This is a genomic window from Bifidobacterium ruminantium DSM 6489, from assembly GCF_000770925.1.
Taxonomy (GTDB): domain Bacteria; phylum Actinomycetota; class Actinomycetes; order Actinomycetales; family Bifidobacteriaceae; genus Bifidobacterium; species Bifidobacterium ruminantium.
Genome location: NZ_JDTK01000014.1, coordinates 1 through 16,329, shown reverse-complemented (window position 1 = coordinate 16,329; position 16,329 = coordinate 1). Strand labels below are relative to the sequence as shown.

The window sequence follows — 16,329 nt, the reverse complement described above, 5'->3', positions numbered from 1 at the left end:
GAAGCTGAAGCTGGGGACGAATTTCGTAGGGGGTGTGTGATGACGAATCGCAGGATGTTCTTCACCATGCTGTGGGGCGCGGTGTTCCGTCGCCGTTCGCGGGCGATGATGGCCGTGATCGCGTCGCTGGTCGGCGCGGCCACGCTGTTCTGCCTCGCGTCCGTATGCGTCGCGGTGCCACGGCAGATGAATGAGGAAATGCGCGAATACGGCGCGAACCTGATCGTCACGCCGTCAGCCGCCTCGGGAAAATCGCAAGGCATCGACAGTACGACCATGCGTGCCGTGACATCGCTCGTAACGGCCGGACACAGCGCGAAATCGGCCGCATATCGGTATGAAAGCGTGCGCGTCAACTCCGCGCCGTACACCATCGCCGGCGTGGATGCGAAATCCGTCAGGGCGCTCAACCGCCATTGGAACGTGACGGGCGATTGGTCCAGCGCGGGCAACGTGATGGTCGGCCGGGACGTGGCCGACGCGCTCGGCGTGAAGGTCGGCAGTCGCGTCACCATCGCCTACCGTTCCTCCGATGCCCAAACGTCCGATTCTGCAGAATCGGACAAACAAAGCTCCAAATCCGACCCGCGAATGTCCGATTCTGGAGAATCGGACACGAAGAGTGCCCAAAACGGATCCCAGATGTCCGATTCTGCAGAATCGGACGCTCAGAGTGCGGAAGGCACGGATGGTACGGAAGATACGGAAGACACGGGCACGGGTGCCCAAGGCGCAGGAGAAGCGGACGCAGCTTCTCGTAGCGCGGAAACGGGCACCCATGCCACGGAAAACGGCCGCGTCTCGTCTGACATCATGGACACCGACGGCACCGAATTCCGCGTATCGGGAATCGTCGACACCGGCGGCAACGAGGACTCCATCATCTACGCGACGACCGCGGATGTGGCCAAACTCGCCGGCTCCAAGCGCGGCGCCGACGTGGTCGAATACTCGGTGAACGCCATGGGCGATGACCTGAATGCCATCGTCGACGGCATCAACCGCAATTCGAACAGCGCGGTGAAGGCGCAGACCGTCACCAGAATCACCTCGTCCGACACCCGCATCATCGCCATGCTGCAGACGCTGTTCTGGATCGTTTCGCTCGTGGTGCTTGTGCTGACGCTCGTCGGCGTGGGCACCACCATCAGTTCCATCGTGAGCCAGCGACGCAACGAAATCGGCCTGCGCAAGGCGCTCGGTGCCTCATCGCGGGCCATCGGCGCCGAATTCACCGTGGAATCCGCCATCTACGGCCTGATCGGCGGCTTGTTCGGCACTGCCATCGGCTACGCGCTCGCCCGCATCCTGTGCGTCACCGTATTCGACCGCGCGTTCGGCTTCAATTGGCTGTTGGGCATCGCATCGCTGATGCTGAGCATGCTCATCGCCGTCATCGCTTCCATTCCGCCGGTCCGCCGCGCGACCCGCATCGACCCCGCCATCGTTCTGAGGGAGGAATAATCATGAGCTCCGAACATACCCTGCTTGAACTCGACCACATTTCCAAGATTTACGGCGACCTGCACGCCGTCGACGACCTGAGCCTGACCGTTCCGCAAGGGCAATGGCTGGCGATTGTCGGCTCGTCCGGCTCCGGCAAGACCACGCTGATGAACATGATCGGCTGCATGGATACGCCGTCGAAGGGCTCCGTCATGCTTGAAGGCCGGCGATTGGAGGATTTGAACGCCAAGCAGCTCGCCGACGTGCGCAAAAACATGATCGGACTGGTGTTCCAGAAGTTCTACCTGGTGCCGCATCTGACGGCCGTGGAGAACGTGATGGTGGCGCAGTACTACCATTCCGTCGTCGACGAGAAGCAGGCCATGGAAGCGTTGGAGCGTGTGGGATTGAAGGATCGCGCGCACCATCTGCCCGGCCAGCTGTCCGGCGGTGAGCAGCAGCGCGTGTGCATCGCCCGCGCGCTCATCAACTGCCCGAAGCTCATCCTCGCCGACGAGCCGACCGGCAACCTGGACGAGAAGAACGAGAAGATCGTGCTCGACCTGTTCCGCCAGCTGCACGAGCAGGGCACGACGATCATCGTCGTCACGCATGACGCGCTCGTCGCTTCCTGCGCACAACGTGAGATCATGCTTAACCATGGCGTGCTCGTCGGCGAACAGTGGAACGACGAGGAGGCGCGTCGGGCGTACGAGGCAGCCGGTGGCGAACCGGCGCACACCGGCTCGGACGCGGAGGGCGCGCAGAACGGCGGTGTCGCGATTTCGTTCGCGGATCCGACGAAGGCCGCGAAAACCGGCGATACGGACGGTCGTACGGCGGAATAGCAAGCACAAGGCCGTTTTGCGGCGGCTGGATGGACACATTGCCCGTTATGACGGGCGGAAGGGGTAATAATGAGCGCTGCTCAATCGAACGCGGTCAAGGTCATCGCGCTGTCGGCGGCAAGTCTGGCGCTGCTGTCGGCATGCGGCGAACCGAAGGCAACGCCGATGGACGACGAATATGCCGGAAATTCCGGCGAAAGCGTGCAATCGCAGGAAGACAAGTCGAATACCGAAGGCAAGGCCACTGACAACACCGCCAACAGCGATGGCTCTACGAAGAACCATGCCGACGATAAGAATTCCACGACCTCCGACAAGAAGGACACCGGCAATTACGCCGACGGCGATTATTCGGTCAACGGCCAGTACGGCCCGGTCGGCGAGGATACCATCGACGTGCATCTGACTATTAAGAACCAGAACGTCACGGCGGTGAGCATCGTCGGCCATCCGTTCACGTCCATCTCCAAAAAGCATCAGAACGACTTCGCCAAAGCCGTGCCGGACGCGGTGGTCGGCAAGCCGCTGAAGGACCTCAAAGTCGACAAGCTCGCCGGCGCCAGTTGGACCACCGAAGCCTTCAACAAGGCCCTTGACGTGGCGCGACAGGAGGCTTCGGTTCAGTAGGGTGCCGAGCTGTCGCCGGGCAGCTACCGATTCGTGTCGGCGCAGACGTTCGGCCAGAGCAACGCGGCCATGCGATCAGCCCAGGAGCCGGCCTCCTGCCCCATGTCGGGCTTGTGCTCCGCCAGCGCCTTGCACGCCAACATGGAACCCAGCACCGTGCTGAACAGGAACTTGCAGTCCAAGCCGTCCCGGAACACGCCGGCACGGATTCCGCGTTGCATGAATCCCATGAAACGTTGTTCGGCAGGTTCCAGCACCTGCGTCGTGATCGCCTTGAGTGAATCGTTGTCGGACGTCAGCACCACGCCGACGGCTTTCAAACCAAGTTCGCTGTCAAAGCAGCCCTGGATTCGCTGCAGCATCACGCGCAGGCCGTCGCGGGACGGCTGAAGATCGTCGAAATCCGGCAGTCCCGCAACCTCCACCTGGATGCGCTGCAGCAGGTCATCGGCATTGCGATACCGCCGGTAGATGGTGGTTTTCGCCACTCCCGAACGGCGTGCGACCTCCTCGATGGTCACCGCGCCGATGCCGTCGGAAATCAGGATTTCCAATGTGGCGCGCATGATTTTGCGATCGGTTTGCTCCCGTAGCTGCTCACGCCGTCCACGGGCTTTGCTGACGACCCCTTCCACCGCATCCTGTACGGCGCCTTTGACGGTTCCCGGCAGAGACCCCGGCAAGGACCCCGACGAGTTGCCGCGTCCGGTTTCCGGAGCGCCCGTACACGGAGCCCCCGGCATCGGCGTTCCCATGGATGCGCCCATCATGTCAGGCACTTGCGATCACCTTCGTGCTTTCCAGCTTGCCCACATACCACTTGTTGAATTTGATCAGCGGAATGCGCAACAGCAGGCCGATGAGCAGCAGCGGCGGAATGAACAGCAGCAGCGCGCCGATCGCATACCAGTAATCGTTGCCATAAATGCCTCCGATCGCCGCGCGCATGGCCACGATCGAATGGGTGGCGGGCAGGAACGGGCTGATTCCGCTGATGATCTTCGGCAGCACGGCCAGCGGATACGCGCCGTTCGCGCCGGAGATCTGCATAACGAGGAACAGCACGCCGATGGCCTTGCCCACGTTGCCGAAGCTGGCCACGAGCGTGTAGGTGAAGAACGAGAACACCAGGCCGCTCGCCCAGCCGGAGAGCATGAACAGCCACGGATGCACCGCCTGCACGTGCAGGAACAGCAGGCTGCCGCCCAGCGAGAATGTGCTTTGCAGCAGCGAGATCACGCCGAACACGCCGTAATGTCCGAGGAACAGTTGATGTGGCTTCGGGTCGTCGAGCTCCTTCCGGGTTTTGCGCGAGACGGTGGTCTTGAGCGTCACCACCATGAGCAGCGAGCCCACCCATAGCGGCAGGAACGTGTAGAATGGCGCCATTTGCGAGCCGAAGTTCTTGACTGGGAACACCGCGTTGCGCTTCACCTTGACGGGTGCGGCCAGCGTGGCTGCCAGCGATTCCGTGTTGTCGGACAGCACGTCCTTGACGGTGCTCATGTCGCCGCTGTCCAGCGCGTCGGACAGCGTGCCGGTGAATGTGCCCAGCTTCGTGCCGGCCTTGGAAAGGCTGTCCGCGGTAGAGTCGAGCACTTTGTGGATGGCGGTCAGCTGCTTGTCCGCGTCGGCGGTGGTGGCGTTCAGATCGCCGAGCGCGCCTTTCAGGCTGGTCGCGGCCGAGTTCAGCGAGGCGACCGTGGCGTTCAGCGAGGAGGCGATGCCGTCGAGCTGCGGCTTGAGCTGGGTCTCGTAATCGGTTTTGATGCCTTTGATGGACGATTGCGCCTGCTGTGTCAGCTTTTTGATTTCCGTCAGTTCCGTGGCGGTGTCGCTCACCTTGGTATCGATATTGGCGGCGCTGTTATTGAGCGCCGCGGCCAGATCGTTGAGCTGCGTGACAGTTGCGTCCACGTTGGTCTTGAGATGGTCGATGGCGGTTTTCACCGCTGCCGGCAGCTTGTCGTTCTTGCCGAGTTCGTCGAGCGAGTCGGAGATCTGCTGGTAGCTTTGCGCCTGCTTGGTGACGTTCGACGCCTGGTTGCGCAGTGCGGTGGCGGTGTCGCCCGCCTGCGTGCCCGCCTTGTTGAACAGGTCGTCCACGCTGCCGGACATCGACTTGAAGCTGTTGGCCGATTTGCCGAGCGCGGTGCCAAGCGCCGTGGTGCTGGTCTTCACTGCACCGGTCAGGTCATCCACGCTGCCTCCGGCCTGCTTGAGCGTCGAGCCGGCGCCCTTCGCACTGCCATCCACCTGCGCGACCAGACTGGCCGAGCTGGACAGCAGATTCTGCGCGCTTTGGGTCAGCGAGCCGAACGATTTGAGCATGTCCGCGCTTTCGGTGAGCGTGCCCGAGAACTCCTTGACGTTGCCGGTGAATTGCGTGAGTTGGTTCTTCGCCGCCGGCTTGTCCATCTGGCTGGCCAGCTGCGAGGCGATTTCCAGCGCGGTGCCGGTGAGCGTCTCGGAGAACATCTCGTTGATCTGCGCGCTCACCGTGTCAGCGCCCTGTCCGGTGATCTTCGGCGCCAGCGCGTTCTTCTTCTCGTTGTTGTAGTAGGTGAGTTCGGCATGGTCGCCATCGGAGGTGAAGAACGTCATCATGCGGGTGCTGAAGTTCTTCGGAATCACCACGGCCGCATAGTATTTGCCGGATTTGGTGCCGTCGATGGCCTCCTTTTCGGTGGTGAAGGTCCAGTCGAGCTGGCTGTTGGAGCGCAACGTGTTGACCACTTCGTCGCCGATGTTGATCTTCACGGGGATGAGGTCTGACTTGTAGCCCTTGTCGGTGTTGGCCACGGCGAATTTCAGATTGCCGGTGTTGGCGAACGGGTCCCAGCTGGCGGCCACGTTGAACCAGGTGAAGATGCCGGGGATCACCACCAGGCCGATGACGATGATGACGGAGACGACGTTGCTGGTGATGCGTCGGATGTCGCCGACGAACAGTTTCCAGATGCTCTTCATGCGTTGCTCCTTCCTGCGTTGTTATCGATGTTTTCGGTGGTGTCAGTGGTTTCGGGTGAAGCTCCCGACGTGGTTCCGGCGGTTTCGGCCGCGTTCATTTTCCGGACGAGCATGGCGATGCCGTCGCCGTCGTCCTGGGATGCGCCCGTCACGTTCGCCGCCGTTTCCCTGACGACGCTCGTCTTGCGATCGTCTTTTCCGGAGCGTCGTTGCGTCTTGTGTAATAGCCGGTTTCGTCGCTCCTGCTGCGCGCGCTTTCTACGGCGGATGCGCGCGGCCTGACGCTCCATCAGCATGAATTGGATGGATTCGTCGCTCAGGTTGCCGAGCTCCACCTGACGGTTCAGGCTGTCCTTCATGTATTCGATGACCATGAGGAAGCCCATGATGAGCAGGATCCAGACAAGCCAGGTGGCCAGGACGGTCACCTTCTCGCTGTTGGTGAACGAGAACACGGCCGCCAGGATGACCGGCACGATGAAGCCGAGGACCAGTGCGCCGCGCTTGAGCTTCGGATACAGTTCGGTGAAGCGGCTCGCCCGTTCCTCGATGGCCTCGCGGTAGCCGCCCTTGTCGGCGAGCACCTGGATGGCTTGGGACACGTTGTATCCACGCTCCGGAAGCTCCACCTCCTCGCCGATGATCATGTCGCTTTCTTCGATTTCGCGGGCGAACAGGCGGTTGAGATTGGTAAGTAGCGGACGGATCACCAATCCGATGAAGAAGGCGACGGCGGCAAACAGCAGCAGCGTGCCGATCGCCTTGGGCCAATGTCCGTCATAGAAGCCGGCGATGGTTTCACGGAACGCGTCGATCGAATAGCTGAACGGCACGAACGGATAGATCGCGCGGAAGAACTTCGGCATCATTTCGATCGGGTACAGGCCTGATGCGCCTGGGATCTGCACGATGACCAGCGCCACGCACAGGCCCTTGCCGATATGCATGAACGTGGTGGACAGCGCGTACGTGATGCTGAGATACACCAGCGACGTGATCACGCCGGTGAGCACGAACAGCGGCGCGTTCTCCGTCTGCACGCCTAGCATCAGGTCGCCGACGGTGCATAGCACGCCCTGGATGGCACCCATGGTGCCGAGCAGCAGGTAGCGCGACAGATACTTTTCGGTGGGAGTCGGGTCGAGATCCTCGAGCTCCTCGTCATCCACCTCCACTTTGAAGATCACCACGAAGGCGAACGCGCCCACCCACAGCGCCAGGTTGGTCATCAGCGGTGCCATGCCGGAGCCGTAGGAGTTGATCGGGTACACGTTCTTCGTGCTGATCACGGTGGGGGATTCCATGAACGAGGCGATTTTGTCCGTGTCGAGCGAGCTGTCACCGGTCAGAGTTTTGAGCAGATCCGCCGTGGTCAGGACCTTCAGGTCGGTGCTGACGGTGGTGAGCTTCGTCTCCACCTTCGCCAGCTGCCTGTCGGTTTGCTCGAGGGTGGTGCGCGTGTCCGACGCCAGCTGATCGAGCTGGTCGAGCACGATGCTGGTCTGGCTGACCAGTCCGGTCTGGCTCGTCACCGCGCCGGACAGCGTTCCGGTGGTAACGGCCAGCGAGCTCAGACCGGAGTTGAGCTGTGGCAGTGCTCCGGAATTGATGGCGTTTCGCGCGGCGTCCACGCTTTTCAGCGTGGTCTGTGTGCTGTTGTTGAAACTGGTGGAAAGTCCAGTCACGCTGCCGGCCGTGGCCTGCGTGTCCGCGCTCAGGGTCTTGAGGTCGGTGAGCGTTCCGGCGGCGGCGTTGTTGGTGTCCTCCAGCTTGCTGATAATCTGCTGGTATTGCGCGTTGTCGCTGGCGGATTTGAGCTTGTCGATGAGCTTCGCGTTGCTGTCGGTGACGCTTTGCATGCCGGTGACCGCCTGTTGCGCGGAGCCGCTTGCCGCCGCCACCACGGACGAGATTTGGTTGATGCTGGCTGTCGATTGGGCCGCGGCCTGGGAGACGAGTCCGGAGCCGGTTTCTAGCGCGCTGCCGGCGGCGGAGGAGAAGGTGTTGATGCGATTCTGCGCGATGCCGATCGCGTTGGACGTGTTGGCAAGGCCCTTGCCGGCGCTTGCCGCGGCCAGCTGCACGTCGTTCATGGAATTGCGTGCGGCCTGGGTCTGCTGCGGAACGTTGGCGAGCTGCTTGTCGAGATCCGAGATGACGGAGCGGATCGTGCCTACATTGCGATTGGTTTTGTCGAGTTCGCTGATGGCGTCGCCGGCGATGGAATGGACTTCGCCGTTGGTCGCGCCGTTGGCCGTGTTGATGGCTTTGACGAGTGTTTCGCTGACGGTGGATACGAAGGTGTTATTGACGGTGCGGTCGACCGTGGTGGCGCCTTGGTCGGTGATCTTCGGCGAGATCGGGCTCGCCTTTTCGTTGACGTAGTATTCGAGCGTGGGCCGGTTCTTGCTATCGGTCACGACGTTGGCCAGGTCTTCGCTGAAATCGGATGGAATGACGATCGCCGCGTAGCAATCGCCCGACTGCACGGCCTCTATCGCCTTGGACCTGCTCATGAACTCCCAGCCGAGCTGGTCGTTGCTTTTGAGTGTGCTTTCGATCTGGTTGCCAAGATTGACTTTGCCGAGCAGCGCGTTGTCGGTGCCTTCGTCCGTATTGGCCACGGCCACCTTGATGCCGTTGGTGTTGCCGTACGGGTCCCAGAATCCGTAGATGTTGAACCATGCGTATAGCGGCGGGATGAAGATCAGACCGATCAAGATCACCCATGCCGCCGGCACGGTGAGCAGACGTTTGAAGTCACGACGCAGAATCTGCAGTACGTTGTGCATTGTCTCTCCGGTTTGGCGATTGATTCCTCTCATAGCGATACGGGAAACGTAGCGCTACGCAATTCGTATCGTATGACGCGCTCCGGGACAAAGCCGCCATCTATTCGCTGAACGCGTTGGCGCCATGCGCTCAAGGCGGAAAACGGGGTGAAAGCAGGGGCAATCGCAGCGGAATCGCATTCAGAAAACTTTCAAAAATCATCCAGAAACCTTCCTGACGGCATCCAGTTCCGTCGCAATAACAAGGTGCTTAATACGACTAACGACGTCGCATAACCACATATCCGCCTTCAAGGGAAAGGAACGATCATGGCTTATGCAACCCATCAACATGTCAATCGCAGAACGCAGCCGATCGGCAAAGCCATTGCCATCGCGGCGGCCGTGTCGCTGGTCTCGGGCTTCGGAGCGGGCATGGGCGTGACGGCACTGCTCAAAGCGAGCCCCGGATCGCAGCAAAGCATCGCGGCCACGCTCAACGGCCCCGGCGGAGCCAACACCATGAACTACGACTACACGGGCACCTACTCCGGCGCGCTCGCCGCCGATGGCAAGGAAGTCACGTCGGACGGAGAAACCACCACGGCGACCCAGACGGACCAGAACGTGGCGCTCGCGCAAAACGGCGGCACGCTCACCATCACGAACGGCAAACTCGTCAAATCGGGCGACAGCAGCAACTCCGACAACTGCAATTTCTACGGCACCAACTCGGTACTGCTGGCGGTGGGGAAGCAGTCGAAAGCCGTCATATCAGGCTCCTCCATCAACGCCGAAAGCGCCGGATCGAACGGCATCTTCGCCACCGATTCGGCCACGGTGCTGGCCAACGACGTGGACATCGCCACCTCTGCGGCCAATTCACGCGGACTTGACGCCACCTACGGAGGGTCGATCATCGCCAACGGCATGACCATCAGCACGAAAGGCGATCACAGCGCATCCCTGGCCACCGACCGCGGCGGTGGGACCGTATCCGTCACCGGATCCACGCTCTCCACCGCCGGCATCGGATCGCCGCTGCTGTACTCCACGGGAGATATCGAGGTGTCGGGCGTGACCGGCACGGCGAGCGGCTCGCAGATCGCAGGCATGGAAGGCCTCAACACCATCCTCATCAACAAGTCGACGCTGGAAAGTACCAACACCGGCACCACCGGCTCCGATCCCGTGGCCAACGGCGTGATCATCTACCAGTCCACCTCCGGCGACGCGGACACCTCCACCGGCGAACACGCCACATTCCAGGCGAAGGACTCCACGCTGAAATCCGCCATCGAATCCGGCTCGATGTTCTACTTCACCAACGCCACCGCCGACGTGGTACTGCAGAACACGAGACTCGACTTCGATTCCTCCGCCGCGGACCTCATCTTCGCCGCCGGAAACGATTCGAACAACTGGGGGTCGGCCGGCTCGAACGGGGCCACGGTGAACTTCACCGGGCGCTCGCAGGACCTGTCCGGCAAGGTGAGCGCCGACACCATCTCGACGGTGACGCTCAACCTGCTGGAAGGCTCCTCGTGGACGGGTTCTGCGGAAATCACCGAGAATTCGGCTGCGATTTCCGGCTCGTCGTCGGCTTCCAAAGCGCCGATCAGCGTGAACGTGGACGGCACCTCCACCTGGGTGGTCACGGCCGATACCACCATCTCCGCGCTGAACGTGGCTTCCGGCGGCAAGGTGGTCGATTCTTCCGGTCGCACGGTGACCATCAAGGCGGGCGGCAAGACCGTGGTCTCGGGCGATAGCGATCTCACGGTGACCGTCACCGGCTCGTACGGTACCTCGGTCTCGGCCGGTTCCGACACGAAGCTGAGCTCGGACGTGACCGACCGCGCCGCGTTCGACAAGCAGTTCGGGGCCGATACCGCGTGGTCGTTCTGACGGCCGGTTCCATTCATTGCCATTCGCGCAGCAATCCATAATCCACAATCCACAACAACCCATAACAATTCAAACAATTCACTGCAAGGAAGTGCATCATGACCGACTTCGATTTCAATACCTCAACCCCGTCCAACAACGTCGTGCCGTCCGACAACATCGTTTCCGACGGTGTCCAATCCGGCAATGCCGGCTACGGCAATGCGATTGCCGACGGGAATCCTGGCAACTTCCGTACGCCGAATCCGCAAGCCGACCCGGAAACCTTCGGTGGTCCGGCCGCGAAAGCCGCGCCATCGCCAAAACTCGGCGGCAAGGCCATCGCCATCATCGCGGGTCTCAGCCTGGTGTGCGGCCTGATAGGCGGCGTCGGCGGAGCGTTCGCGATGAGCGCGATTTCCGGTTCGGGCCAGCAGCGGACGAGCCAGCAGGGGCCCGGCGGTCAATCCAATGGCCAGATGGGCGGTCCTGGCGGTCAGTCCGGCTCCGGCAGCGGCCAATCTAACGGCCAGATGGGCGAGCCGCCGAGCGGGCAGCCTGGTCATGGTGGTTCCGATTCCGGGCAGTCCGGCCAGAGCGGTTCCGGGCAGTCCGGTTCTGGCCAGTCCGGTCAGCAGGGTGGCTCCGGTTCGGGCTCTTCCGATTCCGGGTCCTCCGGATCCAACAATTCCAGCAGCTATCTGGATTCCGGTGATTCCGGCAGCATCGCCAGCTGAACGGGGTTCGCGTCAGACGTCTCCGCAGCCCTGACGTCTTAGACCCCCGTATTCAAGACCCCTGTATTTAGACCCCGTACATGTAGTGGTCATCCGCAAGACCTCGTTTTCGCAGCCATTCGCGTACGGGGGTATTCTTGTCGTTGGCCGTCAGACGCGCTTTCCATAATGGCGTCCCCGAATCATTGATGGTGGCGTCATGGTCGGTGGCTAAGGAATCCGTTCGAGGAATCTTCGCAAGGAATCTTCTCAGGCCGGCTCCAATCCTCAGCACGCTGGCCAATCGCCATACCCCTATCCTCTTTCCCCACAGCGATTATTGCCGCCGTTTGGTAGCGTTGAACGCGGGAAGGAGCGGTACATGAGTGAAACCGTGCAATCCGAAGCGCAATCCAAGGGCTCCGTCAAAAGCAAGGCGATCGCGGAAAGCAAGGCGATCGCGGACGAAACCGAAATCGCGGCCATCGAAGGAACCGATAGCCCCGCCGACCGTCGTCTGCCGTTGATCGCCCGCATCTACGGCATCGTGATGATCGTCGAAGGCGTGGTGGCGCTGCCGATCATCGTGCTGTCGTGCCTGTACGTCGTGCAGGCCGTGCTTTCCGGCGATATGACGTTCGACGCGCTGAGCCTCACCACGATTCTGTCGGCGATTCACGCGGTCGTGCTGATGGTCACCACCGCGTGCCTGACGGTGTTCGGCGTGCTGCTTTTCAGGAACAAACGCCGGCACGTCGCGCAATGGACGTACCTGCTGATTCCGCTTACGCTCGCCGAAGGCCTGCTGTCGCTGGCGTTGAAGGGGCTTGGCCTGAACCTTGTCAGCCCGGCTGTCCAGCTTGTCGTGTTGATCGCCCTGCACATCACCGCCGACCCATCGCTGCGGGAGGAGCGCCGGCTGCAGTTCGCGTTGCGGCGCATGGACGCCCGCAGCGCGTATGAGAACGCCGCCTCCCAAGGCATGGCCGGCCGCGACCTGACCGGCAAAGGCTATATTTCGCTGGATTTCTTTAATCTGTTCTGGCTGTTCACGATTGGTTGCGTGTTCGGTTTGGTGATCGAAACCATCTACCATTTCATCCTGTTTGGCGAATACCAGGACCGTGCGGGCTTCCTATGGGGGCCGTTCTCGCCCATCTATGGTTTCGGCGTGGTGATCGTCACCGTGTTGCTCAACCATTTGTGGCAGTCGAATTGGTTGCTGATCTTCTGCTCCAGCGCTGTGATCGGCGGCGCGTTCGAATATTTCACCAGCTGGTTCATGCAGGCCGCGTTCGGTATTCGCGCATGGGATTACACGGGGCAGTGGCTTTCGATTGACGGGCGTACATCCGGCAAATACATGTTCTTCTGGGGCGTCCTCGGCTTGGTTTGGGTCAAGTTGATTCTGCCGCGATTATTGCGATTGATCCAGCGTATTCCGTGGAAGATTCGCTATTCGTTGACGCTGGTCTGTTTCATACTCATTTTCGTTGATGGCGTGATGACGCTGATGGCGCTTGACGCTTGGTATTCCCGCATGGCTGGGGTTGCGCAGAATTCTCCTGTTTCGCAGTTTTTCGCCACGTATTTCAATGATGATTTCATGGCGCATCGTTTTCAGACCATGAAGATCGACCCATCCACGGCCGGCCGTATGTAGGCTGTGCGCGTCGGATGCCGGCCGGGCCGCTCCGGACTGGCCGGCATCCGCGTTTACGCCGCGATGCTTTGCGCCAGTTGCGCTTGGGCTGGCCGGATTGCGTGGATGTGGACTGGGCGGGCTGGCCGTCTCGGGCTTTGTTCCCGGGCGCTGGCCGGTTTCGCGTTACGCCGCGATGCTTTGGGCCAGTTGGCGGATGAGGTCGGGGCGGTGCCCGCTCCATGAGGAGTTCGGTGAGATGACCACCGGAATCTGCTTGAATCCTGCGTTCTTGATTTGTTCGAAGGTGGATGGGTTCTGCGTCAGGTCGACCGCCACATACCGCACGCCCAGTTTGGAAAGTTCCTGTTCGGTGGCTTCGCATTGCGGATTGTTCGGATTGGTGAAGACGGTTACGGTCATTACTTTTCCTCCCTATGCAAGCGGCTTCCCGCTTTATGCGGATGCCTCCGGTCACGTTCTGCGATTATCGCCCGTCTGTGCGAGCCGTTCATCAGTATACACTACCCGTAGTGTCGTTTTGCATATCCATCCACTGTATATAGTGGGGAATTCCCCATAATACTGAAGTATGCGAACAAATGTTCGACATCATCCAAGTCTATCATCGCATGCGATCGCGGCGCGCCGAACCCGTCTTCGCTGGGGCGACGCGACCATCGTCGCCTGTATTCCGTCCCCAATCGCCTAAACGTCCTGCTCGTTCGAATCATCCGTACCGCCTAAATTGTCTGAGCCGTCTGAGCCGTTCGTACCGCCTGAACCGTTTGAACCTTTTGAACCGTCCGTACCGTTCGTATTGTCCGTACCTTTTGAGCTATTCGTACCGTTCGTATTGCCTGAGTCGTCCGTGCTGTTCATGCCGTTTGTGGCGTTTGTGGCGTTCGAATGTTTTGCTCGTCCGTATTCCGCGTCCGGCTTGCCCTCGTTCCGCACATCCTGCGCATCATTCTGTGTCGCGTGCGGATTTCTGCCAAACTTTGCGGATTTTTGCAAGGCCGTGCGGATTTCTAGTGGGGTTTGCGGATTCTGGCAGAGCCGTGCGGATTTCTAGTAAGGACGTGTGGATTCTTGCAAGGCCGTGCGGATTATTTACAGTGCATGCGGATTAAAAAGCGGCAGCTTTGGTCATTTAGCCCCCGAAAAATACGGGATCTCCATCCTTGCTCCCCCGATTGTATTTTTGGGGCGATGCGAAATCCGCACGCGCCGTGAATAATCCGCACGCGTTGCTAGAAAACCGCATGGCACTATAAGAATCCGCACATGCTGTCGAGAATCCGCGTGACACTGTGGAAATCCGCACGCGTTGCTGGAAATCCGCAAAGGCGTATTCGGAAGGCGTATTCAAAAGGTGCGTTCATTCCATATTGATGCTTTTGCTGATGTTTTGGCCTGGGTTGATTCGTTGCAATAGGGTCGATTGGTTTTGTTCGGGATGGCTGGGCCGATTGGGCTCGAAGGGGCTGGCTTGGCATGTTCGGGGGTCAAGCCAGCCGGGGATGCGCGCCAGGGCACGCGGTCGGGGCGCGGATTTATGGCGTACCGCGCGTTCGCATATGCGGCTTATGGATGTGATTGTGATGGGTTTTAGATGGGTTTGTCCAAAAAAATCAATTTCAATCAAACGAAAAAGCTTTGAAAACCATTGCGAACATTGGCTTTCAAAGCTTTTGACCTGTGCCCCCCGTGGGATTCGAACCCACAACCCACGACTTAAAAGGACGCTGCTCTAACCGTTGAGCTAGAGGGGCAACAGCAACATAGTATACAGCATATTCGGAAGAATCGCCACCTACAATCGAAACCATGTCATGCACCACGATTCTTGTAGGTAAAAAAAGCAAGCTACGACGGCTCTACCATCATCGCACGCGACGACGATTCCGGTTCCGGCCGTTACGATCCCAAGAAATTCGTCGCTATCGCGCCAAAGGAGCAGCCGCGGCACTACCGCAGCGTGCTCAGCCACGTCGAAATCGACCTTCCTGATAACCCATGCCGCTACAGCATCGTGCCGAACGTGCTGCCGAATCGCGGAATCCTTGCGGAAGCGGGCGTGAGCGAATGCAACGTGGCCATGAGCGCCACCGAAACCATCGCCGTCAACGAACGCGTGCTCGGTGCCGACCCGCTGGTCGTATTGCAGCCAGCCGACGAAATCGCAGGAAAGCCGGAAATCCCTGGCGGCATTGGCGAAGAGGACATCATCACCCTCGTGCTGCCGTACGTCAACACCGCGCGCGAAGGTGTGAAGCGCCTCGCTGAACTGCTCGAAACATACGGGACGTGCGAATCGAACGGCATCATCATTTCTGATGTGGACGAAATCTGGTACGTCGAAACCATCGGTGGACACCATTGGATCGCCCGCCGCGTGCCGGACGACAAATGCGCGATTATTCCCAACCAGCTTGGCATCGACTATTTCGATTTCGACGACGCCTTCGGCGACGCGCGCGAATTCATGTGCAGCGACGACCTGCAGGAATTCATCGAAACGCATCATCTTGGCCGCGCGTCGGGCGTGCAAGTCGGCATGAACGGCGGCCACTGCAACCCGCGCATCGTATTCGGCACCGCCACCGCGAAGGACCACATCTACAACACGCCGCGCGCCTGGTATATGTACCGCTATCTCGACTTGGACGACGCGGAAAATCACACGCCCGAATCGGACGATATTCCGTGGTGCGTCGAGCCGGAGAACGCGGTGACCATCGAAGACGTCGACTTCCTGCTGGGGTCGCATTTCGAGGGCACCCCGTACGACCCGTATGGCACGCAGGGAACCTCGGAAAGCCGCCATCGCTACCGTCCGATCGGCATCAACCGCACCGGACACATGGTCGCCATGCAGATTCGCCCGTACGCGCCTGCGGAAAGCCGCTCGATCATGTGGATCTCCTACGGTTCCGGCGCGTTCACTACGGCGGCGCCGTTCTATGCAAACGTGGACGATACGCCCGCCTATCTGCGCGACACCACGCCGGAGGTCTCCACGGACTGCCTGTATTGGACGAACCGTCTGATCGCGGCGCTCGCTGACGCGCACTTCTACGAGACGAGCAATGCGATTGAAGGATTCTCGGAAGACGTCCGCTCCTTCGGCCACCGTTTGGTGGAACGTACGGATGGCGAGCTTGCGATTGGTGGTGCGGAGGCGGACGCCAGTGCTGGTTCTGTGTCCGTTTCGGTCCGTCTCGCGGCGGCCAACGATGAAATGGCGGAATATTTGCGATCGCGCAATACGAAGCTGCTCGGCGACGTGCTGTATACGTCCAGCAACCTCATGCACAACAGTTTCGCCATGTCGGATCGCTGGAACTAAGCCCGCTGACGCTTCACGTGTCCGATTCTGACCCCTGATTGTCCGATTCTGCAGAAACGGACACTCAGGG

General features: G+C 60.4%; 10 protein-coding genes, 1 tRNA gene and 1 pseudogene. 7 read left to right on the top strand and 5 right to left on the bottom strand.

Going from position 1 to position 16,329, the window contains the following annotated elements:
• Positions 1–39 precede the first annotated feature (39 nt).
• The 3 genes from OU26_RS06455 (at position 40) to OU26_RS06445 (ending at position 2,921) form a co-directional block, all read left to right on the top strand.
• A complete protein-coding gene (locus OU26_RS06455) occupies positions 40–1,464 on the top strand; it encodes an ABC transporter permease (RefSeq protein WP_026646621.1) in 1,425 nt (474 codons plus the stop codon).
• Between the two features lie 2 nt (positions 1,465–1,466).
• Positions 1,467–2,294, top strand: a complete 828-nt coding sequence (locus OU26_RS06450; protein WP_033498994.1) for an ABC transporter ATP-binding protein — start codon at positions 1,467–1,469, stop codon at positions 2,292–2,294.
• A 69-nt stretch (positions 2,295–2,363) separates the two neighbouring features.
• On the top strand, positions 2,364–2,921 hold the full coding sequence (locus OU26_RS06445) for an FMN-binding protein (protein ID WP_033498993.1): 558 nt from the start codon (positions 2,364–2,366) through the stop codon (positions 2,919–2,921).
• Between the two features lie 23 nt (positions 2,922–2,944).
• Here the strand turns inward: OU26_RS06445 and OU26_RS06440 are convergent, their stop codons facing one another.
• Genes OU26_RS06440 through OU26_RS06430 form a run of 3 tightly spaced genes read right to left on the bottom strand, consistent with a single transcriptional unit; the run spans position 2,945 to position 8,683 of the window.
• Positions 2,945–3,691, bottom strand: a complete 747-nt coding sequence (locus OU26_RS06440; RefSeq protein WP_420312509.1) for a TetR/AcrR family transcriptional regulator — start codon at positions 3,689–3,691, stop codon at positions 2,945–2,947.
• A gap of 1 nt (position 3,692) precedes the next feature.
• The gene (locus tag OU26_RS06435) at positions 3,693–5,891 is read right to left on the bottom strand and encodes a YhgE/Pip domain-containing protein (protein WP_026646617.1); all 2,199 of its coding nucleotides are present in this window, start codon (positions 5,889–5,891) and stop codon (positions 3,693–3,695) included.
• Positions 5,888–8,683, bottom strand: a complete 2,796-nt coding sequence (locus OU26_RS06430) for a YhgE/Pip domain-containing protein (protein ID WP_026646616.1) — start codon at positions 8,681–8,683, stop codon at positions 5,888–5,890. The genes OU26_RS06435 and OU26_RS06430 overlap by 4 nt, the downstream gene beginning before the upstream one ends.
• A gap of 309 nt (positions 8,684–8,992) precedes the next feature.
• On the opposite strand from OU26_RS06430, the gene OU26_RS06425 reads away from it, so the two are divergent.
• The 3 genes from OU26_RS06425 to OU26_RS06415 all read left to right on the top strand — a co-directional run bounded on the left by OU26_RS06425 (position 8,993) and on the right by OU26_RS06415 (position 12,928).
• Complete coding sequence (locus OU26_RS06425) at positions 8,993–10,570, top strand: hypothetical protein (protein ID WP_026646615.1); 1,578 nt, start codon at positions 8,993–8,995, stop codon at positions 10,568–10,570.
• A 98-nt stretch (positions 10,571–10,668) separates the two neighbouring features.
• Complete coding sequence (locus OU26_RS06420; protein ID WP_051592935.1) at positions 10,669–11,286, top strand: hypothetical protein; 618 nt, start codon at positions 10,669–10,671, stop codon at positions 11,284–11,286.
• Positions 11,287–11,647: 361 nt separating this feature from the next.
• Positions 11,648–12,928, top strand: a complete 1,281-nt coding sequence (locus OU26_RS06415; protein WP_026646614.1) for a putative ABC transporter permease — start codon at positions 11,648–11,650, stop codon at positions 12,926–12,928.
• Positions 12,929–13,093: 165 nt separating this feature from the next.
• Here OU26_RS06415 and OU26_RS06410 read toward each other — a convergent pair whose 3' ends face one another.
• Both OU26_RS06410 and OU26_RS06405 read right to left on the bottom strand, forming a co-directional pair.
• Positions 13,094–13,330: a glutaredoxin family protein gene (locus OU26_RS06410; protein WP_026646613.1), complete on the bottom strand. Its 237-nt coding sequence runs from the start codon at positions 13,328–13,330 to the stop codon at positions 13,094–13,096.
• Positions 13,331–14,609: 1,279 nt separating this feature from the next.
• Positions 14,610–14,682 (bottom strand) — tRNA-Lys (locus OU26_RS06405).
• A 55-nt stretch (positions 14,683–14,737) separates the two neighbouring features.
• On the opposite strand from OU26_RS06405, the pseudogene OU26_RS09490 reads away from it, so the two are divergent.
• Positions 14,738–16,259 (top strand): annotated as a pseudogene (locus OU26_RS09490) (C69 family dipeptidase).
• Positions 16,260–16,329 lie beyond the last annotated feature (70 nt).